This window comes from Xanthomonas sp. 1678 (assembly GCF_031455575.1).
GTDB lineage: Bacteria > Pseudomonadota > Gammaproteobacteria > Xanthomonadales > Xanthomonadaceae > Xanthomonas_A.
In genome coordinates this window covers 364,830-390,642 of record NZ_JAVDSZ010000003.1, presented here as the reverse complement: position 1 = coordinate 390,642, position 25,813 = coordinate 364,830, and the positions used below count along the sequence as shown (strand labels likewise).

20 protein-coding genes and 1 pseudogene are annotated in these 25,813 nt (G+C 69.5%); 13 read left to right on the top strand and 8 right to left on the bottom strand.

Going from position 1 to position 25,813, the window contains the following annotated elements; genetic code table 11:
* The first annotated feature begins 100 nt into the window (after positions 1 to 100).
* From J2Y70_RS07945 to J2Y70_RS07920, 6 genes are all read left to right on the top strand, one after another.
* Positions 101 to 889 carry an enoyl-CoA hydratase-related protein gene (locus J2Y70_RS07945; protein ID WP_309915579.1) on the top strand — a complete coding sequence of 263 codons (789 nt, stop codon included), beginning with the start codon at positions 101 to 103 and terminating at the stop codon, positions 887 to 889.
* The gene (locus tag J2Y70_RS07940; RefSeq protein WP_263398184.1) at positions 886 to 1,287 is read left to right on the top strand and encodes a VOC family protein; all 402 of its coding nucleotides are present in this window, start codon (positions 886 to 888) and stop codon (positions 1,285 to 1,287) included. Before J2Y70_RS07945 ends, J2Y70_RS07940 begins: the two co-directional genes overlap by 4 nt.
* 169 nt (positions 1,288 to 1,456) lie before the next feature.
* Positions 1,457 to 2,350, top strand: coding sequence for a hydroxymethylglutaryl-CoA lyase (locus J2Y70_RS07935; RefSeq protein WP_309915576.1), 894 nt, complete (start codon positions 1,457 to 1,459; stop codon positions 2,348 to 2,350).
* 282 nt (positions 2,351 to 2,632) lie between these two features.
* Positions 2,633 to 3,403 (top strand): SDR family oxidoreductase, encoded by a 771-nt coding sequence (locus tag J2Y70_RS07930; protein ID WP_309915573.1) that lies wholly within the window; start codon positions 2,633 to 2,635, stop codon positions 3,401 to 3,403.
* A gap of 112 nt (positions 3,404 to 3,515) precedes the next feature.
* On the top strand, positions 3,516 to 4,082 hold the full coding sequence (yeiP, locus tag J2Y70_RS07925) for an elongation factor P-like protein YeiP (RefSeq protein WP_263398181.1): 567 nt from the start codon (positions 3,516 to 3,518) through the stop codon (positions 4,080 to 4,082).
* Between the two features lie 4 nt (positions 4,083 to 4,086).
* Positions 4,087 to 4,476: a hypothetical protein gene (locus J2Y70_RS07920; RefSeq protein WP_309915570.1), complete on the top strand. Its 390-nt coding sequence runs from the start codon at positions 4,087 to 4,089 to the stop codon at positions 4,474 to 4,476.
* Positions 4,477 to 5,035: 559 nt separating this feature from the next.
* Here J2Y70_RS07920 and J2Y70_RS07915 read toward each other — a convergent pair.
* The 3 genes from J2Y70_RS07915 to J2Y70_RS07905 all read right to left on the bottom strand — a co-directional run bounded on the left by J2Y70_RS07915 (position 5,036) and on the right by J2Y70_RS07905 (position 8,863).
* Positions 5,036 to 7,039: a DUF4105 domain-containing protein gene (locus tag J2Y70_RS07915; RefSeq protein ID WP_309915567.1), complete on the bottom strand. Its 2,004-nt coding sequence runs from the start codon at positions 7,037 to 7,039 to the stop codon at positions 5,036 to 5,038.
* On the bottom strand, positions 7,036 to 7,353 hold the full coding sequence (locus tag J2Y70_RS07910; protein ID WP_263398178.1) for a DUF2388 domain-containing protein: 318 nt from the start codon (positions 7,351 to 7,353) through the stop codon (positions 7,036 to 7,038). The genes J2Y70_RS07915 and J2Y70_RS07910 overlap by 4 nt, the downstream gene beginning before the upstream one ends.
* 121 nt (positions 7,354 to 7,474) lie before the next feature.
* On the bottom strand, positions 7,475 to 8,863 hold the full coding sequence (locus J2Y70_RS07905; protein ID WP_309915564.1) for an FAD-binding oxidoreductase: 1,389 nt from the start codon (positions 8,861 to 8,863) through the stop codon (positions 7,475 to 7,477).
* A 324-nt stretch (positions 8,864 to 9,187) separates the two neighbouring features.
* Here J2Y70_RS07905 and serA point away from each other — a divergent pair, with 324 nt between their 5' ends.
* Positions 9,188 to 10,429 carry a phosphoglycerate dehydrogenase gene (serA, locus tag J2Y70_RS07900; RefSeq protein WP_309915561.1) on the top strand — a complete coding sequence of 414 codons (1,242 nt, stop codon included), beginning with the start codon at positions 9,188 to 9,190 and terminating at the stop codon, positions 10,427 to 10,429.
* 201 nt (positions 10,430 to 10,630) lie between these two features.
* Here serA and J2Y70_RS07895 read toward each other — a convergent pair whose 3' ends face one another.
* Both J2Y70_RS07895 and J2Y70_RS07890 read right to left on the bottom strand, forming a co-directional pair.
* Positions 10,631 to 10,912 carry a hypothetical protein gene (locus J2Y70_RS07895; RefSeq protein ID WP_263398175.1) on the bottom strand — a complete coding sequence of 94 codons (282 nt, stop codon included), beginning with the start codon at positions 10,910 to 10,912 and terminating at the stop codon, positions 10,631 to 10,633.
* Positions 10,913 to 11,008: 96 nt separating this feature from the next.
* Positions 11,009 to 11,560: an NUDIX hydrolase gene (locus J2Y70_RS07890; RefSeq protein ID WP_309915555.1), complete on the bottom strand. Its 552-nt coding sequence runs from the start codon at positions 11,558 to 11,560 to the stop codon at positions 11,009 to 11,011.
* A 170-nt stretch (positions 11,561 to 11,730) separates the two neighbouring features.
* Here J2Y70_RS07890 and J2Y70_RS07885 point away from each other — a divergent pair, with 170 nt between their 5' ends.
* The 5 genes from J2Y70_RS07885 (at position 11,731) to mtnC (ending at position 16,762) form a co-directional block, all read left to right on the top strand.
* On the top strand, positions 11,731 to 13,203 hold the full coding sequence (locus tag J2Y70_RS07885) for an amino acid permease (RefSeq protein ID WP_263398173.1): 1,473 nt from the start codon (positions 11,731 to 11,733) through the stop codon (positions 13,201 to 13,203).
* A gap of 93 nt (positions 13,204 to 13,296) precedes the next feature.
* The gene (locus tag J2Y70_RS07880) at positions 13,297 to 14,733 is read left to right on the top strand and encodes an amino acid permease (RefSeq protein ID WP_309915551.1); all 1,437 of its coding nucleotides are present in this window, start codon (positions 13,297 to 13,299) and stop codon (positions 14,731 to 14,733) included.
* A gap of 9 nt (positions 14,734 to 14,742) precedes the next feature.
* Positions 14,743 to 15,384 carry a methylthioribulose 1-phosphate dehydratase gene (locus tag J2Y70_RS07875; protein WP_263398171.1) on the top strand — a complete coding sequence of 214 codons (642 nt, stop codon included), beginning with the start codon at positions 14,743 to 14,745 and terminating at the stop codon, positions 15,382 to 15,384.
* Between the two features lie 109 nt (positions 15,385 to 15,493).
* Positions 15,494 to 16,060, top strand: coding sequence for an acireductone dioxygenase (locus J2Y70_RS07870; protein WP_309915547.1), 567 nt, complete (start codon positions 15,494 to 15,496; stop codon positions 16,058 to 16,060).
* 3 nt (positions 16,061 to 16,063) lie between these two features.
* A complete protein-coding gene (gene mtnC / locus J2Y70_RS07865; protein WP_309915544.1) occupies positions 16,064 to 16,762 on the top strand; it encodes an acireductone synthase in 699 nt (232 codons plus the stop codon).
* Positions 16,763 to 16,883: 121 nt separating this feature from the next.
* On the opposite strand, the gene J2Y70_RS07860 is transcribed toward mtnC, so the two are convergent.
* The 3 genes and pseudogenes from J2Y70_RS07860 to J2Y70_RS07850 form a co-directional block, all read right to left on the bottom strand.
* Complete coding sequence (locus tag J2Y70_RS07860) at positions 16,884 to 18,311, bottom strand: glycoside hydrolase family 47 protein (protein WP_309915542.1); 1,428 nt, start codon at positions 18,309 to 18,311, stop codon at positions 16,884 to 16,886.
* 184 nt (positions 18,312 to 18,495) lie between these two features.
* On the bottom strand, positions 18,496 to 19,539 hold the full coding sequence (locus tag J2Y70_RS07855; RefSeq protein ID WP_309916255.1) for a LacI family DNA-binding transcriptional regulator: 1,044 nt from the start codon (positions 19,537 to 19,539) through the stop codon (positions 18,496 to 18,498).
* A 105-nt stretch (positions 19,540 to 19,644) separates the two neighbouring features.
* A pseudogene (locus tag J2Y70_RS07850) lies at positions 19,645 to 21,984 on the bottom strand (GH92 family glycosyl hydrolase); the annotation flags it as partial.
* Positions 21,985 to 22,538: 554 nt separating this feature from the next.
* Here J2Y70_RS07850 and J2Y70_RS07845 point away from each other — a divergent pair.
* Positions 22,539 to 25,634: a TonB-dependent receptor gene (locus J2Y70_RS07845; RefSeq protein WP_309915539.1), complete on the top strand. Its 3,096-nt coding sequence runs from the start codon at positions 22,539 to 22,541 to the stop codon at positions 25,632 to 25,634.
* Positions 25,635 to 25,813: the final 179 nt, after the last annotated feature.

Sequence of the window (25,813 nt, the reverse complement as noted above, 5' to 3'; positions counted from 1 at the left end):
TTATCAATTGTAGCACCGCCGCATCGCGTCATGGCGCCGCCGGCGCGGCCCGCTATCATGTCCGTATGGCTGCCGTTACCCCTTCGTACGAGACTCGCCGATGAGCGATGCACTGCTGCTGGAACGCTCGGGCAAGGTCCTGACGCTGCGCCTGAACCGACCCGAGGTCCGCAACGCCTTCGACGCCGACCTGATCGCGCAGCTGACCGCGGCGCTGCAGCAGGCAGGCGTCGATCCGAGGGTCAAGGTGGTGGTGCTGGCCGGCGCCGGGGCCGCGTTCTCCGCCGGTGCCGACCTGCAATGGATGCGCTCGATGGCCAGCGCCAGCGAGGCGGAGAACCTGGCCGATGCGCTGGCGCTGGCGCAGTTGATGCGTGTCCTGGACGAGCTGCCCAAGCCGACCGTGGCGCGGGTGCACGGCGCGACCTTCGGCGGCGCGGTCGGGCTGGTGGCCTGCTGCGACATCGCCGTGGCCGCCACCGACGCCCGCTTCGCGCTCAGCGAGAGCCGCCTGGGCCTGTTGCCGGCGGTGATCTCGCCCCACGTGATCGCCGCGATCGGCGCGCGCCAGGCGCGGCGCTGGTTCGCCAGCGCCGAGGCGTTCGACGCGGCCACCGCCACCCAGATCGGCCTGGTGCACCAGACGGTGGCGCCGGCCGCGCTGGACGCGGCGGTGCAGCGCCAGGTGGAACTACTCGGCCAGGCCGGCCCGCTCGCCGCCGCCGGCGCCAAGGCGCTGGTGCGCCGGGTCGCCGCGGGCGGCGACAGCGCCACGCTGGACCGCGACAACGCCGCGCTGATCGCGCGGCTGCGGGTCTCGGCCGAAGGCCAGGAAGGACTCAGCGCGTTCCTGGACAAGCGCGACCCGAACTGGGTGGGATTCTGGTGAGCCCGCTCGACCACATCGGCCTGCGCTGCGTCGAGCTGGAGCGCAGCCTCGCCTTCTACCGCGCCGCGCTGGCCGCGCTCGGGCTGGACATCGTGATGGAGGTGAGCGCAGAGCAGACCGGCGACCGCCGCCACATCGGCTTCGGCCGCGACGGCAAACCCAGCGTCTGGCTGACCGATGGCGCCACCAGCGCCGTCGGCGCGCTGCATCTGGCCTTCGTCGCCGGCGACCGCGCCCAGGTGGATGCGTTCCATCGCGCCGGGCTGGCCGCCGGCGGTCGCGACAATGGCGCGCCCGGGCTGCGGCCGCATTACCACCCCAATTACTACGGCGCCTTCCTGCTGGATCCGGACGGGCACAACATCGAGGCCGTCTGCCACCGGCCGGCGGGCGCCTGAGGCCTCGCCCGGTGGCCACCGTACTTCGCCCAGCCTGCGCCGTTCACGCAACGGCGCCCAGCCATTCGCTCCAAGGATCGCCCGTGACCGCCGATTCGCCGCTTCCGCCCTGCCTCGCGCGCCATGCCCAGCCGGCATCGGCGTGCGCGCCGCGCCACCGTCATAGCCGATGAACGACTTCGTCCGCCTGGTGGAAGTCGGGCCGCGCGACGGCCTGCAGAACGAGAAGGCCTGGGTCGCCACCGCCGACAAGATCGAACTGATCGCGCAGCTGTCGCGTACCGGCCTGCGCAGCATCGAGGCGACCAGCTTCGTCAGCCCGAAGTGGGTGCCGCAGCTGGCCGACGCGGCCGAGGTCTATGCCGGCATCGTGCCGGCGCCGGGCGTGGACTATCCGGTGCTGGTGCCGAACCTGCAGGGCTACGAGCGCGCCGCGGCGGTCGGCGTGCGCGAGGTCGCGGTGTTCACCGCCGCCTCGGAGACCTTCAACCGCACCAACACCAATGCCGGCATCGACGAATCGCTGGCGCGCTTCGCCCCGGTGCTGGCGCGCGCCGCGGCCGACGGGGTCAAGGTGCGCGGCTACGTCTCCACCGTGCTCGGCTGTCCCTACCAGGGCGCGGTGCCGCTGGCCGACGTGGTGCGCGTGGCGCGGCAACTGCACGCGATGGGCTGCTACGAGATCTCGCTGGGCGACACCATCGGCGTCGGCACCCCGGCCAAGGCGCGGGCGATGCTGCGCGCGGTCGCCGCCGAGCTGCCGATGGCAGCGCTGGCGGTGCATTTCCACGACACCTACGGCCAGGCCCTGGCCAACATCGCCGCGTGCCTGGAAGAAGGCGTGCGCGTGGTCGATGCGGCGGTGTCCGGCGCCGGCGGCTGCCCCTACGCCAAGGGCGCCAGCGGCAACGTGGCCAGCGAGGACGTGGTCTACCTGCTGCACGGCAGCGGCGTGGACACCGGCATCGACCTGGATGCGCTGGCCGCGACCGGGCGCTGGCTGGCGCAGAAACTCGGCCGACCGACCGGCAGCAAGGTCGGCCAGGCGCTGGCAGCGGCGTAACCGCAAGCGAGCGGCGACGACGCGTCGGCAGCGTCCTTCTTCGCGCGTCCTCCCTGTGCCCCACGCCATTCGCCGTGCATGCACAGCGAGGCGATCCAGCCGGTTCGCGCGGTCGCCAACGCCGAACCGAGCAGCACGCTTGCTCCGCTCGACCGTGCCAACAGCGCTGGTAACAACGAGGCCTTCCCGAGAAACCTTCTTCGGGTCCCTGGTCCCCGGTCCCGGTCGCCCGCCTTCAGGCGCGTCAGCTAAAATGCGCCCTTTCCTGGGAGGGAACACCCAATGCAGCTTGCCGATATCCGCGCGGTGGTCACCGGCGGCGTTTCCGGACTCGGCCTGGCGGTCGCGCAGCGCATCGTCGCCGAGGGCGGCAAGGTCGCGCTGTTCGACCTCAACGACGACAAGGGCGCGGCCGCGGTCGCCGCGCTCGGCGCAGCGCAGGCGCGCTATTTCCGCACCGACGTCAGCGACGAGGCGCAGGTCGCGTCGCAGCTCGGCGCCGCGCGCGACTTCCTCGGCGGGCTCAACGCCGCGATCAACTGCGCCGGCATCCTCGGCGCCGGCCGAGTGCTCGGCAAGGAAGCGCCGATGGCGCTGGCCACGTTCCAGGGCACGGTGATGGTCAACCTGGTCGGCAGCTTCAACGTCGCCAAGGCCGCCGCCGACCTGATGCAGCACAACGCGCCGGGCGAGGACGGCGAGCGCGGCGCGATCGTCAACACCGCCAGCGTCGCCGCCTACGAAGGCCAGATCGGCCAGGCCGCCTATGCCGCGTCCAAGGGCGGCGTGGTGGCGATGACCCTGCCGATGGCACGCGAACTGGCGCGCTTCGGCATCCGCGTCAACACCGTCGCCCCTGGCATCTTCTGGACCCCGATGGTGGACGGCATGCCCGAGGTGGTGCAGCAGTCGCTGGCCGCGTCGATCCCGTTCCCGCCGCGACTCGGCCGCCCGGAGGAATTCGCCGACACGGTGATGTTCCTGCTGCGCAACCGCTATCTCAACGGCGAGGTCATTCGTCTCGACGGCGCGGTACGCTTGGCGCCCAAGTAACCGGGATTCGTGATTCGGGATTGGGGATTCGTAAAGCGCCCCGCCCCCTTCGCCCCCCGCCCTGCTCTTTACCAATCCCGAATCTCCAATCCCCAATCCCGGCTCCAAACCCATGAAAGCCAACGAAATCAAGAAAGGCAACGTCGTCGAGTACAACAACGGCGTCTATCAGATCCGCGACATCGAACGCAGCTCGCCGCAGGGCCGCGGCGGCAACGTGCGCTTCCGCTTCGTGATGTACAGCGTGCCGGGCGGCAACAAGCTCGACGCCAGCTTCGACGGCGACGACGACCTGCGCGAGGTCGAACTGACCCGCCACCAGGCCACCTTCTCGTACAAGGACGGCGACGCGTTCGTGTTCCTGGACGACGAGGACTACACCCCGTACACGCTCGATGCCGACGTGATCGGCGACGACGCAGGCTACATCACCGAGGGCCTGACCGGCATCTACGTGCAGGTCATCGACGACCAGCCGGTGGCGGTGCAGCTGCCGCAGAGCGTGACCCTGGAAGTGGTGGAGACCCCGCCGGAGCTGAAGGGCGGCACCGCGACCAAGCGGCCGAAGCCGGCCAAGCTCAATACCGGACTGGAGATCATGGTGCCGGAGTACATCGGCAACGGCGAGCGCGTGCTGGTCAACACCACCACCGGCGAATTCGCCGGGCGTGCGGACTGAGCGCATGCACACACCCCGCCAGTTCGCCCTGGCGGCGCTGCTGACGCTGCCAGGCCTGATGTCCGGCGCCGCCGCGGCCGCACCGGCTGGCGCGCCGGCGGCCAAGGCCGCCTGCGCCATTCCCGCCGACGTGGATCCCGAGCATCACGCCGGCTTCTGCGCCTTGCCGCAGGACGTGCGCGCGTTCGTCGCGCGCCAGGACGTCTGCAACCACTTCGCCGGCGAAGAGCCCTACGACGCGGCGCGCCGCCGCGAACTGGAACGGGCGATCGCGAAGTACTGCGACGGTAACGAAGCGGCCTGGACCAAACTGCGCGCGCAGTACCGCCAGGACCCGGCGCGCACCGCCTGGTTGAACCGCTACGGCGAGGACGCCGGCCTCGACCTGCCGTAGCGGCGGCGGCCGGCTTCGGAAAGGGCTGGAGTTGAAGCCCTTTCTACAGTGCAGCCAGGCGGTTCGCTGCAAGCCCTTGCAGGAGCGGCTTCAGCCGCGACGAACGAAGCTATCGAGCTTCCCAGCGTCGGCAGCAGTCGGGACTGAAGTCCCTCCCACAGTGCACCCAGCCGCCCCGCCGCGCGCCGTTGTGGGAGCGACTTCAGTTGCGACGAACGGAGCAGCACACCCGCCGGCCATGGATTCGGTCGGGGCTGAAGCCCCTCCTACAGTGCACCCAGTCGGTTCGCTGCACGCCTTGGTAGGAGCGGCTTCAGCCGCGACGAACGGAGCAGCACACCTGCCGGTCTCGGATTCGGTCGGGGCTGAAGCCCCTCCTACAGTGCACCCAGTCGGTTCGCTGCAAGCCTTGGTAGGAGCGGCTTCAGCCGCGACGAACGAAGCGGCACACCTGCCGGTCTCGGATTCGGCCGGGGCTAAAGCCATTCCTATCCGTGCACCCAGCCAGCCCGCCGCAAGCCCTTTGTGGGAGCGACTTCAGTCGCGACGAACGGAGCCGTCATTTCTCCGCCGCAGGCTGCAACACCGACGGCGACACCAGCTGCAACCCGCCGCCGTCGCGATTGAGTTCGCGCAGACGCACGCCCAGCGCGCCCAGGCTCGCGTCGATCTGCTGCAGTTCCGCGCGCAGCGGTGGCGGCAGCAAGGCGTGCAGCCGCGCCTGCAACGCGGCGCCGTCGCTGTGCAACGCGTCGATCCGCGCCTGCCCCTGGCGCTGCAGCCAGTCGCGCTCCTGCGCCTGTGGCAGCCCATAGCCGGGCTGGCCCTGCAGCAGCGTCGACGGTTGGCTCAACAGTCCTTGCTGCGCCAGCAGCGCACGGACGGCTGCTGCCGCCCCCTGGGTTTCGGCAGCGGCCGCGTCCGTGACCGTGGCGGCGGCACCCGAAGTGGGGGCAGCATTGGCGTTGGCATGGGCCTCGACGCCGGCGCCGGCGCCGGCATCGACAGCGGCATTGCCAGCATGCGGCACTGGCACCCGCGGCCCGGCCAAGTAGCGTCGTTTCAACACATCGCGCCCGCGCTGCTCCTGGCGCCGGCGCGCGGCATTCTCCAGCAGCAGCAAGGCGGCGCTGGCGCGCAGGTCGCCGCGCTGCAGCCACGGCGCGCGCTGCGCCGCCGGCAGGTCCAGCCAGGCGTGCGCGGTGCGCGCCGGCAGCGCCAGTTGCGCGCGTGCGACCGCGAACATCGCCGCGTAGTGCGCACTCGCCGGTACGAAGTAGTAGCCCTGGCGCGCCGCGGCGTCGGCATCGTCCAGCACCCGAGTGTCGGCGATGCCGGCGCGGGCCAGGCGCCGCAGCAGGCCGGTCGGGCTGATCCCGGCCAGGCGCGCGCCGGCCAGCCGCGGCATGCCGTCGTGCAGCAGCTTGTAGGTCTCCACCGCGCAGTTGTTGCTGAGGAAGTAGTAACGGCCGTCGTAGCTCCAGTGCAGCTGCGCGGCGCGTTCAAGCAATGCGGCGATCTCGTCCGGCGCCAGCCGCAGCGGAATCGACTGCAGCCCGCGCAGCTGCACCTGGGTGTATTCGTCCACCACCTGGCGCAGCGGCAGCACGAACAGCCGCGACGGATACGAGCCGACCAGGCCGCGCACGCTGGAGATCTGCACATCGTCGACGAAGGCGCGGAACGACAGCACCTTGTGATACGCCAGGTCCAGGCGGCAGTCCGGACCGGGCGGGCGCCCCGGCGCGCAGATCACCAGCCGCAGCATGCTGTGGCCCCAATGGCTCATCGGCTGCGCATTGCCTTCGGCCAGCAGGTAGTCCACGGCGTAGACCCGCGCCGGATCCAACTGCAGCAGCGCCGCCTCGTCGGCCAGCGGATCCTGCAGATAGACCAGACCGGGGGCGCAGGCCGACGCCGGCGGCGACCAGTGCAGGCGCTGGGCGAAATATCGCGCCAGCGCCGGGCGCCGGCACGCGTAGTCCGGATCGAGCAGGAAATGCTCCAGATTGACCGCGACGAATTCCGCCGGCGACGCCAGTTCGTACCGGTCCGGGCTGCGCTCGCTGAAGGCGTTGTCGCTCACGCGCAGGCCCAGCCGCATCGGGCTGACCTGCCAGCCTGCCAGATCCAGCAGGCGTGGATCCGACGACAGCCGGCCCGCCGCGGAGCGATCGTAGAAATGCGCCAGTTCGTGCAGCAGCGCGGCGATCGCCGGCCGCGTCGCCGCGCCGGCGCCGTCATCGCCACCTGCAGCAGGACGCGCCATCCATGCGCGCAGCAACGCCTTGTTCAACAGCAGTCGCCGCGCCTGCGCCCTGCCGTGCACCTGCGCCGGCAGGTCGTCGCGCCATTGCAGCGCCAGCGGCGCATCGATCGCCGCGGCCCAGGCCGGCGGCAGCTTCGGCAGCGCCGCATCGAGCAGCGCCTGGCTGGCCGCGCGCTCGGGCGCGCTCAGGCCACTCGCATCCACCTGCAACTGCAAGGCCTGCGCGGGCCCTGCGCAGGCCAGCCACAGCAGCGCCAGCCACGCCAGCCGGCGCAGCGGCCGGCGCGGTCTCACAGCGCCAGGATGGCCTGCGCCAGTTGCAGGTCGCTGGCCTGCTGCGCCTGCGGGTTGCGCTCGCGCAGCACGCGCAGCGCCGCTTCCAGCTGCGCGCCGCGGATGCGGCCGGCGCTGGCGACGAAGCCGGCCGCGTCGTCGCGCGCCTGTAGCACCAGCTTGTCGTCGCCAGAGCTGCTGTCCGAGGACGCCGAGCTGCCGGCAGAGCCGGCCGAGGCCGAACCGGCGGAACTGCCGGCGAAACTGGAAGCCTGCGCTAACGCGGGGAGGGTCAGGATCAACAACAAGGCGCAGCGCGCGGTCACTCGGTTCATCGCATCGGTTCCAACGGATCAGGGAAGAAGCGCGGCCGTGGCCGCGTCGGCATAGCCTAGCCGGCTGCCAGCGCGAGCGCGAGCATCGAAGCCGCGCGCAAGGCTGCACGGCGCGCGCGGTTCAGGGATCGAACAGCTTGCCCGGGTTGAGCAGCCCGGCCGGGTCGAACACGCGCTTGACCGCGCGCATCAGCGCGATTTCCTCGACGCTGCGGGTGCTGTCCAGATACGGCTTCTTGACCAGGCCGATGCCGTGTTCGGCGGAGATGCTGCCGCCATGCTCGGCCAGCACCTGCGCCAGCAGCTTGGTGACCTGCTCGCAGGCGGCGATGAAATCGGCGTCGGCGGTGGCGTCGGGCTTGAGCACGTTGATGTGCAGGTTGCCGTCGCCGATATGGCCGAACCAGACCACGTCGAACTGCGGGTAGGCCGCGCCGAGCAACGCCTGGGTCTGCGCCAGGAACGCCGGCATCGCCGAGATCCGCACCGACACGTCGTTCTTGTACGGCTTGTAGCGCGCCAGCGCCTCGGTGATGCCTTCGCGCAGGCGCCACAGCTGCGCCGCCTGCGCATCGCTCTGGCTGATCACCCCGTCCAGCACCCAGCCCTGCTCCATGCACGCCTCGAACGCGGCCAGCGCCGCGGCTTCCTGCGCCTCGTCGCCGCTGGCGTACTCGGTGACCACATAGTACGGATAGACCGTGTCGAACGGCGCCTGCGCGCCATGCGCCAGCACGTGCTGCAGCGCGCGGTCGGTGAAGAATTCGAACGCCTCCAGCTGCAGCCGGCCGCGGAACGCGGCGAACACCTGCATCAGCACTTCGAACGAAGGCAGCGCCAGCAGCATCACGTTGCTCGGCGGCGGCGGGTCGGTCAGCCGCAGCGTAGCCTCCACGACGATGCCGAGAGTGCCTTCCGAACCGATCAGCAACTGGCGGAAATCGTAGCCGCTGGAATTCTTGATCAGCCCGCGGTTGAGCTCGAGCAGCTCGCCGCTGCCGGTCACCACCTTGAGCCCGGCGATCCATTCGCGGGTATTGCCGTAGCGGATCACGCGGATGCCGCCGGCATTGGTGGCGATGTTGCCGCCGATCGAACACGAGCCGCGCGCGGCGAAGTCCACCGGGTACACCAGCCCATGCTCGCGCGCCGCGTTGTGCACCGCCTCCAGCGCCATGCCGGCCTGCACGGTGAGGGTGCGATCGACCGCATCGAACGCCAGCGCCTTGTTCATCCGCTCCAGGCTCAGCACCAGTTCGCCGTGCGCGGCCACCGCGCCGCCGGACAGGCCGGTGCGGCCGCCAGAGGGCACCACCGCCACCGCATGGTCGTTGGCCCAGCGCAGCACCGCCTGCACCTCCTGCACCGTCGCCGGCAGCGCGATCGCCAGCGGCGCCGGCGTCCAGCGCCGGGTCCAGTCGCGGCCGTAGTGCTCCAGGTCGGCGGGATCGGTCTTCAGGCGCAAGCCGGGAACGGCGTGCGTAAGGGCATCCAGGCGCGGGTCGGTCATCGGCTCAGAGGTCGGGGCGAAGGCAAGCGTTCAAGCGTGCCAGCGTTGGGGGGCGGCGTCTAGTTGGGCACGGGACTCGGGTCTCGGGACTGGGGACTCGGAAAGGCGGGGCCACCTGCATGAAGCCAGGCAACACTGTCAGCCCACGTACCCTACGAGTCCCGAGTCCCGAGTCCCGAGTCCAGGGTCCAGGGTCCCGAACAGATGCATCTGAAACCTTCGCCAGCGTTGCGTCTACGCCATCCCGGCATCCTATTGCGGCGCACCAAAGCGCGGACGCATCTGGCATAGTGACCGCCCTCTCGCCATCGCACCGTTGCCGCAATGTCGCCCAAGAAAACCTCGTTTCCGAAGCAGGATATCCGCGTGCTGCTGCTCGAAGGCATCAGCCAGACCGCCATCGACGTGTTCCGCGCCGCCGGCTATTCGCAGATCGAACTGCACGCCAAGTCGCTGCCGGAAGAGGAACTGAAGGCGCGCATCGCCGAGGCGCACATCGTCGGCATCCGCTCGCGCACCCAGCTCAGCGCCGAAGTGCTGGCGCAGGCCAAGCGCCTGATCGCGGTCGGCTGCTTCTGCATCGGCACCAACCAGGTGGACCTGGACGCGGCCGAACTGGCCGGCATCCCGGTGTTCAACGCGCCCTACTCCAATACCCGCAGCGTCGCCGAGCTGGTCATCGCCGAGGCGATCCTGCTGTTGCGCGGCATTCCGCAGAAGAATGCCGAATGCCACCGCGGCGGCTGGTCGAAGTCGGCCGCCGGCAGCCACGAGACCCGCGGCAAGGTGCTGGGCATCGTCGGCTACGGCCACATCGGCACCCAGGTCGGCGTGCTGGCCGAATCGCTGGGCATGCAGGTGATCTTCCACGACATCGAGGCCAAGCTGTCGCTGGGCAACGCGCGCGCGGCGACCGACCTGGACGACCTGCTGGCGCGTTCGGACGTGGTGACCCTGCACGTGCCGGAAACGGCGGCGACCAAGGACATGATCGGTGCGGCGCAGATCGCGCAGATGAAGCCGGGCGCGCACCTGATCAACGCCTCGCGCGGCATCGTGATCGACATCGCCGCACTCGACGCGGCGCTGACCTCCGGCCACATCGGCGGCGCGGCGGTGGACGTGTTCCCGGTCGAGCCCAAGGGCAACGGCGACCTGTTCGAATCGCCGCTGGCCGCGCACGACAACGTGATCCTGACCCCGCACGTGGGCGGCAGCACGCTGGAAGCGCAGGACAACATCGGCGTAGAGGTGGCCGCGAAGCTGGTGCGCTACAGCGACAACGGCAGCACCCTGTCGGCGGTGAACTTCCCCGAAGTGACCCTGCCCGAGCACGCCGAGAGCCTGCGCCTGCTGCACATCCACCGCAACGTGCCGGGCGTGCTGTCGCAGATCAACGAACTGTTCTCGCGCCACAACGTCAACATCGACGGCCAGTTCCTGCGCACCGACCCCAAGGTCGGCTACGTGGTGATCGACGTGGCCGCCAGCGAGGAACTGGCCGGCGTACTGAAGGACGAGCTGGGGCAGATTGCGGGGACGTTGCGGACGCGGGTTCTCTACTGACGGGGATTGGGAGTCGGGATTCGGGATTGGCAAAAGCCGCGGCGCTGGCGAGTCATTTCTCCGACTGCGATCTGGCTTGGAGAGTTTGCGGCCGCGGCGCAAACGCGCGCGGGTGCGAAGGCTTGAATCAAGCGCGGTAAAGTGGATCACGCGGCATACGCTCTTGCGAATCCCCAATCCCAAATCCCAAATCCCGGCCCCTCAGGGCTGCAACTCGCCGCGCAACCCTTCGCTCAACAGATAGTCGTCGGCCTTCAGGTACCAGCGCTCCGGGCCGGTGGTGACCGCCTCCATGTACAGGCCGCCGCTGTCTTCGCGCGGCGGGCGCTGCAGGCTGACGATCGCCACGCCATGCGGCGGCCCGCTCAATGCCAGCAGCGCACGCTGCACGGTGCGCGCCAGTTCGGCCGAATCCATCCGGTCGTCGACCGGGCGGAACGCCAGGCGATAGGTGAACGAAGCAGCGGTGCGGGACATGGGCATGGACAGGCAACGGGCGCCCAAGGGTACCCAATCCCGCCATGCCCGCCCAGCCGGCGGCGCGCGCGCAGCGCCCGGGCAGCGTTTGTCACCGGCGCATCAGCTGGCGCTGCGCGCCACCCACTTGCCGGCCATCCGCCGCAACGACGGATCCAGGTCCGGCTCGGCCAGCAGCTCGGCGATCGAACGCCAGGCCAGGGCCAGCGATTCGGCGCTGACCGCGAACGTCTCGTCGGCGCCGGCGCGGACCACGTAGCGCGCGTCGAAGTGCCAGTGCCCGGGCACCTCCTTGCGCTCGGGGATCCAGTGCCGGTCCAGGTCGAACAGTTCGCCGTCCTCCAAGGCCAGCCCGGGCAGCCCCGACTCCTCCTCGGCTTCCTTCAGCGCCACCAGCGCCAGGTCGCGGTCGCCGTCGGCATGCCCGCCCAGCTGCAGCCAGCGCTGCAGCTTGCGGTGGTGGGTCAGCAGGGTGCGCGCGCCGTCGGCGCTGACCAGCCAGGCCGAACCGGTGAAGTGGCCGTCCAGGCGCGCACGCACGAAGGGGTCGTGCGCGTCGTCCAGCAAGGCCAGGAATTGCGCGGCAACGGCGGCCTCCTGCGGCCAACGGGCGGCATAGGCCTGCAACTGGCGGCGCAGGGAGAGGTCCGGCATGGGGGGTTCTCGCGATCGGGGGCGGCCATTATCGCCGCCGACGGTGCAGCGCGGCTTGTGGCAGCGGTCCGGCTTTGGCATGGTACGACGCTTGCGTGGCCCACTTGGGCCTAGCGCACCATCTTTACCGGGGCACGACAGCCCCGATCGCCACCCAGGGGATCCACCGCATGCTGAAGTCTCTGTTGAGGGTCAAGCCGATCGAACCGGCCGGGCACGTCGATGCCGGCGAACCGTTCGAAGGCAGCCTGGAAGGCGAAGCCACGCTGAAACGGACCCTCACCGCCAAGCACCTGATCATGCTCGGCATCGGCGCGGTGATCGGCGCGGGCATCTTCGTGCTGACCGGCCAGGCCGCGGCCAACCACGCCGGCCCGGCGGTGATGCTGTCGTTCGTGTTCGCAGGCATCGCCTGCGCCTTCGCCGGCCTGTGCTACGCCGAGTTCGCGGCGATGATGCCGGTCTCCGGCAGCGCCTACTCCTACTCCTACACCACCCTGGGCGAAGGCGTGGCCTGGTTCATCGGTTGGTGCCTGGTGCTGGAATACCTGTTCGCCGGCTCCAGCGTCGCGGTCGGCTGGTCGGCCTACCTGATCAGTTTCCTGACCGGCACCCTGGGGCTGCCGTTCCCGGCGGAACTGGCCGGCGCGCCACTGGCCTGGAACGGCGACACCTTCGTCGCCTCTGGCAGCATCGTCAACCTGCCGGCGGTGCTGATCGTGGTCGCGGTCAGCGCGCTGTGCTACGTCGGCGTCACTCAGTCGGCGTTCGCCAACGCCATCGTGGTGGCGATCAAGGTCCTGGTGATCTGCCTGTTCGTCGGTTTCGGCGTGTCCCACGTCGATCCGGCCAACTGGCACCCGTTCATCCCCGAGAACACCGGACCGGGCGAGTTCGGCTGGAGCGGCATCTTCCGCGCCGCCTCGATCGTGTTCTTTTCCTACATCGGCTTCGATGCGGTCTCCACCTCCGCCGGCGAAACCAAGGACCCGCAGCGCAACATGCCGATCGGCATCCTGGTGTCGCTGGCGGTGTGCACGGTCATCTACATCATCGTCTGCGCGGTGCTGACCGGCCTACTGCCCTATACCCAGCTCGGCACCGCCAAGCCGGTCGCCACCGCGCTGGAACACTATCCGAGCCTGGCCTGGCTGAAGACCGCGGTGGAGATCGGCGCCATCGCCGGCCTGTCCTCGGTGGTGCTGGTGATGCTGATGGCGCAGCCGCGCATCTTCTACACCATGGCCCGCGACGGCCTGCTGCCGAAGCTGTTCGGCAAGGTCCACCGCAAGTTCCACACGCCCTACGTCGGCACCATCTTCGTCGGCGTGGTCGCCGCGCTACTGGCCGGGCTGATCCCGCTGGACGTGCTCGGCGAACTGGTGTCGATGGGCACCCTGCTCGCCTTCGCCACGGTCTGCATCGGGGTGATGGTGCTGCGCTTCACCAAGCCCGACCTGCCGCGCCCGTTCCGGGTGCCGCTGGCGATGGTGATCTGTCCGCTCGGCGCGCTGGCCTGCCTGTTCCTGTTCTTCCAGGCGTTCCAGGAGCACTGGAAGGTGTTCGTCGGCTGGACCGTGATCGGCCTGTTCATCTATTTCGGCTACGGCATCCGCCACAGCCGCCTGGCCACCAAGGCCTGATCCGTCCCCGCAGACCGGCGCCTAGCGCCGGTCTGCGCGTTCGCACCTTCTTCTCTTCGTCCATCGCGCGCAGCGCCAGGCTGGAACCGCTCCATGCTCAAACAACTCTGGGCCACCAAACACCCCCACGCCGCCCACGAGGACGCCGGCGGCCTGGGCCTGCAGCGCGCGCTCGGCCCCTGGGGCCTGACCGCGCTAGGCATCGGCGCGGTGATCGGCGGCGGCATCTTCGTCATCACCGGGCAGGCCGCGGCCAACCACGCCGGCCCGGCGATCATGCTCTCGTTCGTGCTGGCCGCGCTGTGCTGCGCGTTCTGCGCGCTGGCCTATGCCGAATTCGCGGCGATGGTGCCGGTCTCCGGCAGCGCCTACACCTACACCTACGCCACCTTCGGCGAACTGGCGGCCTGGTTCATCGGCTGGATGCTGGTGCTGGAATACGGCGTGTCGGCCTCGGCGGTGGCGGTGAGCTGGACCGGCTATTTCCTGAGCCTGCTCGACCATTTCGGCATCCATCTGCCTGCGGCGCTGGTCAACGCGCCGCTGGACGGCAAGCTGCAGCGCACCGGCGCCATCGCCAACCTGCCCGCGGCCGGCATCGTGCTGCTGCTGACCTGGCTGTGCTACGTCGGCATCCGCAAGTCCTCGGCGATGAACATGGCGATGGTGGTGCTGAAGACCGGGCTGATCCTGCTGGTGATCGCGGTGGGCTGGAAGTACGTGGACACCGCCAACTGGCACCCGTTCATCCCGGCCAACGAAGGCCCGGGCAAGTACGGCATGGAAGGCGTGCTGCGCGGCGCGGCGATGGTGTTCTTCGCCTACATCGGCTTCGAGGCGGTGTCGGTGGCGGCGCAGGAATCGCACCGGCCGCAGCGCGACCTGCCGATCGGCATGATCCTGTCGCTGGTGATCTGCACCGTGCTGTACATCGCCATGGCCGCGGTGATGACCGGGCTGGTGCCCTACACCCAGTTGGGCACCGACGAGCCGGTGGTGACCGCGGTGGGCGCGCACCCGCAGCTGGCCTGGCTGCGGGTGGTGGTGGAGATCGGCGCGCTGATCGGCCTGTCCTCGGTGGTGCTGGTGATGATCATCGGCCAGCCGCGGATCTTCATGATCATCGCCCGCGACGGGCTGCTGCCGCCGGTGTTCACCAAGATCCACCCCAAATACCGCACCCCGCACGTCAATACGGTGATCACCGGTATCGGCATCGCGCTGCTGGCGGCGCTGTTCCCGCTGGACGTGCTCGGCGAGCTGACCTCGATGGGCACGCTGATCGCCTTCGCCGCGGTCTGCGCCGGAGTGCTGATCCTGCGCCGCACCCAGCCGGACCTGCCGCGCCCGTTCCGCATCCCGTTCGTCTGGCCGATCTGCATCGCCGGCGTACTCAGCTGCATGGCGCTGCTGTCGGCGATGACCGCGCACAACTGGCTGCTGATGGGCGGCTGGACCGTGCTCGGCCTGCTCATCTATTTCGGCTACGGCTTCCGCCACAGCCGTCTGCGTGCCACACAGCCTCGCTAGAATAGGGGCATGAACGCACAGCCCTACGATACCGAACGCCTGCGCACGCTGGCCCAGCTGCTGATCGGCAACATCCGCGAACTGTCGACGGCCGGCTGGACCCCGGCCACCAGCAGCAATTTCTCGCACCGGCTCGACGCGGCGCATGCCGCGATCACCGTGTCCGGCCGCGACAAGGGCCGGCTGGTCGAAGCCGACATCATGGTGGTGGACTTCGACGGCAAGGCCGTCGGCAGCGAGCACCGGCCCTCGGCCGAGACCCTGCTGCACACCCAGCTGTACCGCCGCTTCCCGGAGGTCGGCTGCGTGCTGCACACGCACTCGCCGGTGCAGACCATCGCCTCGCGGCTGTACGCCGGCGCCGGCCATGTGCGCCTGGAAGGCTACGAGTTGCTGAAGGCGCTGCACGGCAACCAGACCCACGAGACTGCGGTGGACCTGCCGGTGTTCGCCAACACCCAGGACATGACCGTGCTGGCCGCGCAGGTGGACGCGCTGCTCGACCGCGCCCCGCTGTGGGGCTACCTGATCGACGGCCACGGCCTGTACGCCTGGGGCCGCGACATGGCCGAGGCGCGCCGCCACCTGGAAGCCATCGAGTTCCTGCTGCATTGCGAGCTGGAACTGCGCAAGCTGCGCGCAACCGGCTGAGCCGTTTCCCAAGCGCGGCGCCCGCGCGACAGCGTTCCAGCGCCGCAACGGCGGCTTACCCGCCAGCTGCTACCCTTTTCCTCCCTCCACGACGCCCTCGCCCGCCGCCATGAGCCGACTCCGTATCTTCGCCGAAACCACTCCCGACGCGCCGCTGTTCGACAGCCGCGATGGCGACGCGATCGCCGCCGAGCTGCGCACGATCGGCGTCACCTTCGAGCGCTGGCAGGCCGACCAGCCGATCGAGGCCGGCGCCACCCCGGAAGCGGTGATGGCCGCCTACAAGAGCGACATCGACCGGCTGGTGGCCGCGCACGGCTTCAAGACCGTGGACGTGGTCAGCATCGCCCCGGACCACCCGCAGCGCGAGGAGATGCGCAGGAAGTTCCTCGAGGAGCATTTCCACAAGGAGGACGAAGTGCGCTTCTTCGTCGCCGGCTCGGGCCTGTTCACCCTGCACGTGGACGGCAAGGTCTACGAGATCGAATGCGTGCAGAACGACCTGATCGCGGTGCCGGACGGCACCCACCACTGGTTCGACATGGGCCCGGAGCCGCGCTTCGTCGCGATCCGCTTCTTCACCGAGCCGGACGGCTGGGTCGGCCATTTCACCGGCACCGACATCGCCCAGCGCTTCCCGCGCTACGAAGCGGCGCTGCGCGGCGAGGCGACCTGAGCGATGAGCGAATCCCGGGTGATTCTGACCGACATCGAAGGCACCACCAGCAGCATCTCCTTCGTCAAGGACGTGCTGTTTCCCTATGCGCGCCGCGCCCTGCCCGGCTTCGTGCGCGAACACGGCCAGCAGCCGCAGGTGCGGCAGTGGCTGGACGCGGTGGCGACCGAATGCGGCGGCATCTGCAGCGACGAGGTGATCGTGGAGACCTTGCAGGGCTGGATCGACCAGGACCGCAAGCACACCGCGCTGAAGGCGCTGCAGGGCATGATCTGGGAAACCGGCTACCGCGACGGCGACTACCGCGCGCACTTCTATCCGGAAGTGGCGGCGTTGCTGCAGGCCTGGCATGCGGCCGGCATGCCGCTGTACGTGTACTCGTCCGGTTCGGTGCCGGCGCAGAAGCAGTTCTTCGGCTATAGCGAAGCCGGCGACCTGACCGGGCTGGTCTCGGGCTGGTTCGACACCGAGATCGGCGGCAAGCGCGAGGCCGACAGCTACCGCAACATCGTCGCCGCGATCGGCGTGCCCGCCGCGCAGATCGTGTTCCTGTCCGACGTGGTCGAAGAGCTGGACGCCGCGCGCGACGCCGGGCTGCAGACGCGCCTGCTCGACCGCCTGGAGGACTACCCGCAGCCGCGTACCGGGCAAGCCACGCACGGCCACGCGCGCGCGGAGAATTTCCAGCAGATCGCGCTCTGAGCCGAGCGCTGCGCGGCCGGCGGATCTAGCCAATGAGCGGCTGGCGGCTCACGCGCGGCCGCCATGCGCTCCCAAGCACGCCACACGGCGCGCAGACCAGCGGCCTGCTGCGCCGCGGCGCCTACCAGGTCCGCCGCAGCGGGTGCGCCTCGGTGTTGAACACCACGCGGTCGAACTGCAGCGCGCTGGCCGGCGCGAACAGCAGGTAGTAGTACTTGAAGGTCTCGGCGAACAGGAAGCTCTCCATCGAGTCCTTCTTCTGCTTGCTGCGCACGTCCTGCAATGCGGCGAACCCGTGCTCGGTGCGCGTGTGGCGCACGAAGTCCTCGAAGAACACCTTGCCCATGCCGCGGTAGCGCGCATCGCCGGTGTAGCGGTACAGGTAGTACGCCGATTCGACGATCTCCGGGCGCAGCGCGTAGCCGGGCGAACCGACCTTCATCGTGGCGTAGTCCAGCGATTCGGGCTCGATGCCGTGCAGCCGCCACATCTTCAGCCCCGACTCCTGCAAGCGCTTGGCCCGCTGCAGGTCGCCGCCGAGCGCGAGCATGCCCGGCATGAAGGCGTCGAGCGCGCCGTAGACGGTGCGCGTGCGCTTGCCGGTGTACATGTCGGCGTGGCCGTACCACAGCTCGCCTTCACGTACCTCGTCGGCCAGGTGCGCGTTGACCGGACCGATGCTCTGCTCCCACATGCGCTTGCAGTCCGGATCGTCGAACAGCTTCCAGCACTTGAGCAGGTACTCGTAGTACGAATCGATGCCGCCGGCGATGGAGCTGTCCGGATTGGTCCACTTGCCGGTCTCCACGTCGATGTTCAAGCCGACCAGCCCGACCTTGGAACGCCGGTTGAAGGTTTCCACCAGCGCGCGCTTGGCCTTGTCGTAGTACACCGGGTTACCGGTCAGCTTGCTCAGCGTGCCGAACTCCAGCAGCAGCGTGCCGGTCTCGGCCGGGTTGCTGACCGTACCGCTCACTTTGCCGGTACGCAGGTTGACGTGGGTGTACGGCAGGCCGGTCGGGCTGTCGAACACCGGCAACAGGCGCTTGCCCAGGTCCTCGGCCAGGGCAAGCAAGCGCGCATCGCCGGTCATCTGGTGGGCCGAGAGCAGCCCGCCGAGCAGGCGGATGGTGATCTCGAAGTTCTGCACATCCATGTCGCGGTCGAACGAGAGCTGGGTGACGATCAGCTCGCGCGCTTCGGCCGCTTCCTTGTCCAGGCCGAGCAGCAGCAGCGTATCCAGCGCATCCACCGGCGACATCAGCAGCGGCGCCTGGTACCAGTCGTGCGGCGTGCCGCTGATCGGCTTGAGATCGTCGTGGCCCTTGGCGTAGCGCATGTAGCCCTGCCACGCGTGGCGGGTCTGTTCGCGGACCTGCTCGGCCAGGCGCGCGGCTTCCTTGTCGTCCACCGCGGGCACCGGCGCGAGCGCGGCGGCGGACGTGGCCGACGCCGCCTCGCGCGCCGGCGGTGCAGCGCTGGCGCAGGCGGACGATGCCAGCAACAGGGCGCTGGCCAGGGAGGCAAAGGGAATGGCTCGCATCGTCATGGTCGGGTCCTCGGGTGGAAAACGGTGTGGGCAGCGCGACGCCGGTCGCGGCTGCGGCGCAGTGCGGGCACAGCGGTGCAGATTTCCGCGCAGCGCCGCGGCTGCGGCCTGTGGCGTCTGTCGACAGGCGCGGCGCGGGAACCGCGGCGCGACGCGCGCAGCGTTCGCGCCGGTGGGGCCGATCTCAGGCGGCGGGAGCGCCGCTGCTCTCGCGGATGCACAGCCGCACCGGCGCGACGGTGCGCTGCGGCGCGGCCTGCGGATGCTCCAGGCGCTGCAGCAGCAGCTCCGCCGCCTGCCGCCCGCGCGCGCGCGGATCCACGGTCAGCGTGGTCAGCGACGGCGAAGCCACCGCGGCCTCGGAGATGTCGTCGAACCCGGTGACCGCGAACGCGCGCCCCGGCTGCACCCCGCGCCGGGCCAGGCCCAGCATCAGGCCCAGCGCGACGCTGTCGTTGTAGCAGACCGCCGCGGTCGGCACGGCGGTTTGCGCGAACAGCTCGCCGGTCCGCGCAGCGGCATCCAGGCGGCTGGGCGCCGATTCGATCATCCACTCCGGCTGCAGCGGCATGCCGGCCTCCTGCAGCGCCTGCGCATAGCCGCGGCGGCGCTGGTCGCAGGAACTGGAGGCGGCATGGCCGCCGAAGAAGGCGATGCGCCGGTGCCCGCGTTCGAGCAGATGGCGGGTGGCCAGGTAGGCGCCCTGCTGGTTGTCCAGGGTGAGGAAATCCCACTCGGCGCCGGCCAGTTCGCGGTTGAACAGCAGCACGTTCGCCTGGCCCAGCACCTGCCGCAGTTGCGCGGTGTCGCTGCCTTCGGCCGGCGACAGGATCAGGCCGGCCGGGGTGTGCTCCATCAACGTGGCCAGCACCGCCTGCTGGCGCTGCGGCGATTCGCCGGTGCTGCCGAGCAGGGTCACATAGCCCTTGCCGCCCAGCGCCTCGTCCACGCCGGCGGCGAATTCGGCGAAGAACGGATTGGACAGGTCGTTGATCACCAGCGCCACGCTGGAGGAGGTGCGGCGGCGCAGGTTGGCCGCACCGCGGTTGTAGACGTAGCGCTGGCGCTGCAATTCCGCTTCCACCCGTGCGCGCGTGTGCACGTTCACCAGCGGGCTGCCGCGCAGGACCAGCGAGACGGTCGCACGCGATACGCCGATCGCATTGGCGATGTCGGTCACGGTGACCGCGCGAGCGCCCTTGCCGGCGGGAGGGGTGTTGTCGTTCATCGGGTCGACAGGACTCTTCGGCATGGGGCAAGCCTAAACGATCGAACCGCCGGCGTTGCGCGCCGGTGCCGCGCCGCGGTTGCCGCAGGCCGGCACGCGCGCCGCTCATTCCAGCGTCGCGCCGGGCGTGGCGCAGAACGAGGCCGGCAACGCGTCGGCGTGCGTGCCCCAGCCGGTCTGCGGCGCGCGCGCGCCGAGCGCGAAGGCGATGTCGCCGCCCTGGCGCAGATGTGCCCAGTCCAGCCACACCGGCGCATGCGCGCGGCCATCGACCCGCACCTGCTGGATGTACTGCAGTTGGCGGCCATCGGCGCCGGGCGCGGTCACGGTCAACGTCTTGCCCGCGCCGAGATCGACCTCGGCGCGCGCGAAGCGCGGCGTGTGCAGCAGGAACTGGCCGCTGCCCGGCACCGCCGGGTACAGGCCGAGCGCGCTGAACAGGTACCAGGCCGACATCGTGCCCAGGTCGTCGTTGCCGGTGACGCCGTTGGGCGCATTGGTGAACAACTGCTGCGCCGCACGCAGCACGGTCGCCGTTTTCCACGGCTGGCCGATCAGCGTGTACATCCACGGCGCGTGCAGGTCCGGCTCGTTGTTCGGGTTGTAGCGGAACTGGTTGTAGTAGCTGTACGGCCCGACCACCCACTCCTTGCGCGCGGCGGTCAGCGGCGCCTGAAGCAGCGCGTCGTAGGCGAAGAACGCATCCAGCCGGCGCCCGGCCTGTTCGCGGCCATGCATCGCCTGGACCAGGCCGGGCACGTCCTGCTGCACCAGCCACTGGTATTGCCAGCCGGTCCCCTCGTGGAAGCCGTGATGCGAGCGCGGGCTGTAGCGGCCGTCGGCCGGCGTGTACCACGTGCCGTCTTCCATGCGCGGCCGCGGGAAGCCGTCGAAGCCGCCCTGCGCATCGCGCACCTGCGGGTCCCACACCTTGCGCCAGTTGCGCCCGCGTTCGCGCAGCACGCCGGCGTCGTCGGCGTGGCCCAGCCCGTCGGCCATCTGCGCCAGCGCGCAGTCGGCCAGCGCGTATTCGAGCGTGGCCGAGCCGCCGTGGTGCGGATCCACGTCCATGCCCTTGGACGGGAACGCGCGGTCGTACTGCACGAAGCCGTTAGCCAGGTAGCTCGGATTGCCCGAGCGCCCGGCGTGGCGCGAGTTCAGCGGCGGGATGCCGAAGGCATTCCTGCGCAGCGCGGCATAGGCCGCCTCTTCGCGCCCGGCAAGCGCGTCGGCGCGCCACAGGTCGACCAGGAACGGCGTCACCGGATCGCCGGTCATCACATTGGTTTCGAAGTTGGCGTAGCCCCAGCGCGGCAACCAGCCGCCCTGCTCGTCGATCGCCAGCACGCTGCGGGCGATGTCGCGCGCGATCTGCGGCCGGGTCAGCGCCAGCCATTGGTTGTGCGCGCGGTAAGTGTCCCACAGCGAGAAGTACTCGTAATAGGTCCAGCCGTCGGCGCGATGGATGGCATCGTCGTAGCCGCGATAGCGGCCGTCGGCGTCGCTGCCGGTCAGTGGCTGCAGCAGCGCGTGGTACAGCGCGGTGTAGAACACGGTGCGGTCGTCGCCGCTGCCGCCGCGCAGGCGCACCGAGGCCAGTTCCTGCCGCCACTGCCGCTGCGCCAGCTGCCGCATCCGCTCGAAGCCCAGCAGGCTGTCGCCTTGCCTGCCGTCGGCGCGCAGGTTGGCGCGCGCGCCTTCGGCATCCACGTGCGAGATCGCGCTGACCGCGGTCACCGCGCGGCCCTCGCCCAGATCGAAGCTGAGCCAGGCCCCGCTCGGCTTGAGCTCGCCTTCCATGCCGTGGCGGGCGCCGGGCACGCCGCCGGCCTCGCCCCAGGTGCCGAATGCCTTGAACGGGCGGTCGAACTCGATGCGGAACCAGGTGGTGTATTGGTGGCCGCCGCAGAAGCTGTCGGTCACCAGCTTGCCCTCGACCACGCGGTCGCCGACCACCTCGATCGCACTACCCATCACCATGTGCCGGTCGTTGGCCTGGCCGAGGTTGACCAGCACGTGGCCGCTGCCGGCCGCGGCCGGGAAGGTGTAGCGCTCGGCCGCGGCGCGGGTGCGCGCGGTGGCCTCGACGTCGATGCCGCCGTAGTCGGTCAGCCGCACCCTGTAGTAGCCGGCCTGCCCCACTTCGCCGTCGTGGCTGTACGCCGAGGCGTAGCGCTTGTGGTCGAAGCTCTTGGCGTCGCCGGTATCGAAATCGCCGCCGGGGCCGATGCGTCCGGTCACCGGCAGCACCGACACCTGGCCGCCCTGCTCCCAGCACCCGGCACCGGACAGGAACGAGTGGCCGAAGCCGCGGATCTTGGGGTCGTCGTAGCGCCAGCCGGCGTAGTGCTCGCCGATCGGGCTGACCTGGATCAGGCCGAACGGCGCCGAGGCGCCGGGGAACGTATTGCCGTCGTCCTTGCTGCCGATGAAGGTGTTGACCTCGCGTTCCAACGCCTGCGGCGCGGCCTGCAGCGCCGGCGCGAACGCCAGCGCCAGCAGGCAGGCCAGCCCGGCCAGCCGGCGGTGCCGAGACCCGGCGGTGGCGGCGACAGGCAGTGGCGGATTGAGCGCTGCCATGGGCCGATGACGCTGCGGCAGCGAACCGCCCGCCGAGAGGCGCGCGACCTTGCATCGCGCCGCAAAACCCAAGCCGACCAACGCAGCAGCACCCATGCAGGCTCGCCTCCCCGGAGATTTAGATCGATTCAAGTAAACAAGAGAATCTCGGCGGGCGCATTCTGCGGCGCAGCATCCAATCGCCCTGCTCCACCTCGGATTCGCATATTGCGCGGCAGCATGCGTGTCCCGGCACGTCGTGTTACACATCTGGCGCCGTTTAGATCGATTCAAGCTCGATCACGGCCCGAAGCACAGCGACGCCGGCGCAGCCGAACCCATCAGATACATCGTCGCGGAGCGCGAACGCCCAGATTTGGATCGATAAAAACTAAGACCGTGCAAGCCGCCGTTCAATCCAGGAGAGAGGAGAGAGGGGAATGAAACAGACTTCACGCATGCAGGGCCGCCACGCGCTGTCCACCGCCATCGGCTTCGCCCTGGCCGCCGCGCTGGCGCCGACCGGCGCGTCCGCGCAACAGGCCACCGCGCCGGCCGCCACGCCGTCGCCCGACGCGACCACGCTCGACAGCGTCAACGTCACCGGCTACCGCTACGCCATCGAAAAGAGCCTGCAGCAGAAGCGCGACGCCAACGCCGTGGTCGAAGTGATCACCGCCGAGGACGTGGGCAAGTTCCCCGACAAGAACGTGGCCGACGCGCTGCAGCGCGTGCCGGGCGTGGTCATCACCCGCGATGGCGGCGAAGGCAAGAGCGTGAGCGTGCGCGGCCTGGCGCCGGACCTGACCCTGACCCAGTTGAACGGCAACTACGTCGCCACCTCGGAAACCAACGACGAAGCCACGCGCTCGTTCAACTACACCCTGCTGCCGTCGAACATGCTGTCCAGCGCGGAGTTGTTCAAGTCGCCGGAAGCGCGCATCGACGAAGGCGGCATCGGCGGCACGGTGATCCTGCACACCCGCCGCCCGCTCGACATGGAAGCCAACTCCGGCTACGTGAACGTCGAGGGCACCTCGTCCGACACCAGCCACGACGTCGATCCGCAGCTGTCGGCGCTGTACTCCTGGCACAGCAAGGACGAACGCTTCGGCGTGCTGGTCGGCGTGACCCAGCAAAAGCGCACAAACCGCAGCATGGAGGCGAGCACCGAAGACTACCAGTGGTACGGCGCCGGCACCGACGCGGTCGATGCCCACGGCAATCCGCTGACCCAAGACGGCATCCACTACTGGTGGGGCCAGTCCGGCTTCAACGATCAGAACGGGCGCAACTACAGCGAGTTCTTCCTGCCCACCTCGGTCAACTTCGCGGTGCGCGACGAACAGCGCGAACGCAAGGGCGGGCAGTTCACGTTCCAGTTCAAGCCGCTCGACAACCTGACCCTGACCGCCAACTACTTCCGCTTCGAGCTGCAGGGCAACTACACCCAGAACATGCTGAAGATTCCGGAGTGGAACCTGGCGCGCTTCAACGGCGACGGCAACTGGGCCGGCGGGCGCCTGCTCAACGGGCTCAGCTTCGATCCCAGCGGCAGCATCGTCACCGGCGCGCAGTACGAAAAACTGGCCGGCAAGACCTACTACTGCAGCGAGGATCAGGCGGCCGCCGCCGGCCTGGCGCCGGGCGGCTGGGGACCGGACGACTGCACCATCCCCACCCCGCAGCTCACCGGCACCTACAGCCGCGAGAAGGCGCTGTCGCAGACCGCGGACCTGTCGATCGACTGGGACATCAGCCCGCTGTGGAAGGCCTCGTTCACCGGCGGCCGCACCTGGTCCGACGGTGGCCCGTCGATGAGCTTCCGGATGGCGGCCAAGCCGCGCCGGCAGGTCGATGGCGTGTGGCAATCCGGCAACGCCTACAGCGCCTGGGACCTCACCGGCACGCCGAGCGCGACGTTCTCGCCAAACCTGCAGGACCAGCTGATGGCGGGCATCGCCGAGATCGATACCGGTTCGACCGATTCGTCGTGGATGCAGACCAGCATCAAGCAGAACTACTTCCAGGCCGACATCAGCAAGCTGTTCGAAAACGGCTGGCTGGATTCGATCCAGTTCGGCGCCAAGTACCGCGACGGCCAGGTGCACCGCAACACCGGCAACACCTACTGGGTGTGCCAGGGCACCGATCCGGCCGACTACGACAACAACCGCTACCAGTCCGGTTGCGACCCCAGCGCCGGCGTGGCCCAGCCCGGCTTCTTCCGCTCCAGCCCGATCGACAACATCCGCGGCGGTTTCAATGCCAACGTGTTTCCGGGCATCGACTACCCGGCCTACATCGACTACCTCAACGACCGCTACGGCGGCTCGCACAACCGCCGCGAGGACGACTTCGTCTACAACGTCGACGAGAAGATCTTCTCCGGCTACTTCCAGGCCAACTTCCGCACCGAGCGCCTGCGCGGCAACCTCGGCGTGCGCGTGGTGCGCACCAAGCAGTTCGCCGAATCTAGCGATTCGGTGGAACGGTTCAACGACTATTTCCAGGACAACGCGGCCGGCGCGCCGATGGACTGCAACGATCCGGCCGCCGCCGCGCTGATCGGCTCCGGCAGCGGCTATGTGTGCCAGAGCGGCTTCGTGCGCCTGCCCGATGCGCTGGCGCGCGAGAAGACCTATGCGCTGAGCTCGATGGAGAAGACGTATACCGACGTGCTGCCCAGCTTCAACGTCGCCTGGGACATCACCGACACCCTGGTGCTGCGCGGCGCGGCGTCCAAGGTGATCGCGCGGCCGAGCTACACCAGCATCGCCTACCCCGGCAGCCTGCGCTTCGTCAGCGACGAGTACAGCAACGACCGCCGTGTCGCCGGCGGTACCGACACCCCCGGCTGGCACGGCTCGGGCAGCAACAAGGGGCTGGAGCCGTTCGAGGCGACCCAGTACGACATCGGCCTGGAGTGGTACTTCACCCCGGGCGCGGTCGCCGGCGTGGCGCTGTTCCGCAAGAACGTGGACAACTTCACCGTGCCGGTGGTGCGCGACCAGCAGATGACGGTCGGCGGCCAGTCGGTCACCGTGCAGCGCTACGAAACCGAGGCCAATGGGCAGGACGGCGTCTCGCAAGGCGTGGAACTGTACGGCCAGTACACCTTCGGTTTCGGTCTGGGCGTCCAGGCCAACTACACCTACAACGACACCAACCTGGCCGCGATCGTGCTGGACGGCCAGGCGATCGGCTCCTCGCCGCTGGTCGGCAGCGCCAAGAACCAGGCCAATGTCACCGTGTTCTACGAGAACCAGAAATTCCTGGCGCGCGCCTCGTACAACCGGCGCGGCGAAGTCGTCGGCGGCCTCAACAACGGGCTGACCGAATACTCCGAACCCTACGATCAGTTGGACCTCAACGTCGCCTACAACTTCACCGAGGCCCTGACCCTGACCGCGTCGGTGCTCAATGCGACCAAGTCCGAACAGCGCATCCACCTGGGCAACGACAGCGAGGCGCGCCTGCTGTCGAATACCTACACCGGCCGCCAGCTGTATCTCGGCATGAACTGGAAGTTCTGAGCGCTCGCCCCGGCGCTTCGACTCGGGGGCAGGTCTCTCCACGGCAGCCGCGCTGGTCCAGGCGGCTGCCGTTTTTTCTTGACGCGCGGGCCGGTTGGCCGCGACCAGGCGCGATGGTCCACTTGGCCGCTCGGCCACGTGCATGCACAACGCTCGCCCGTTGCTGGGGCATCGGTGCC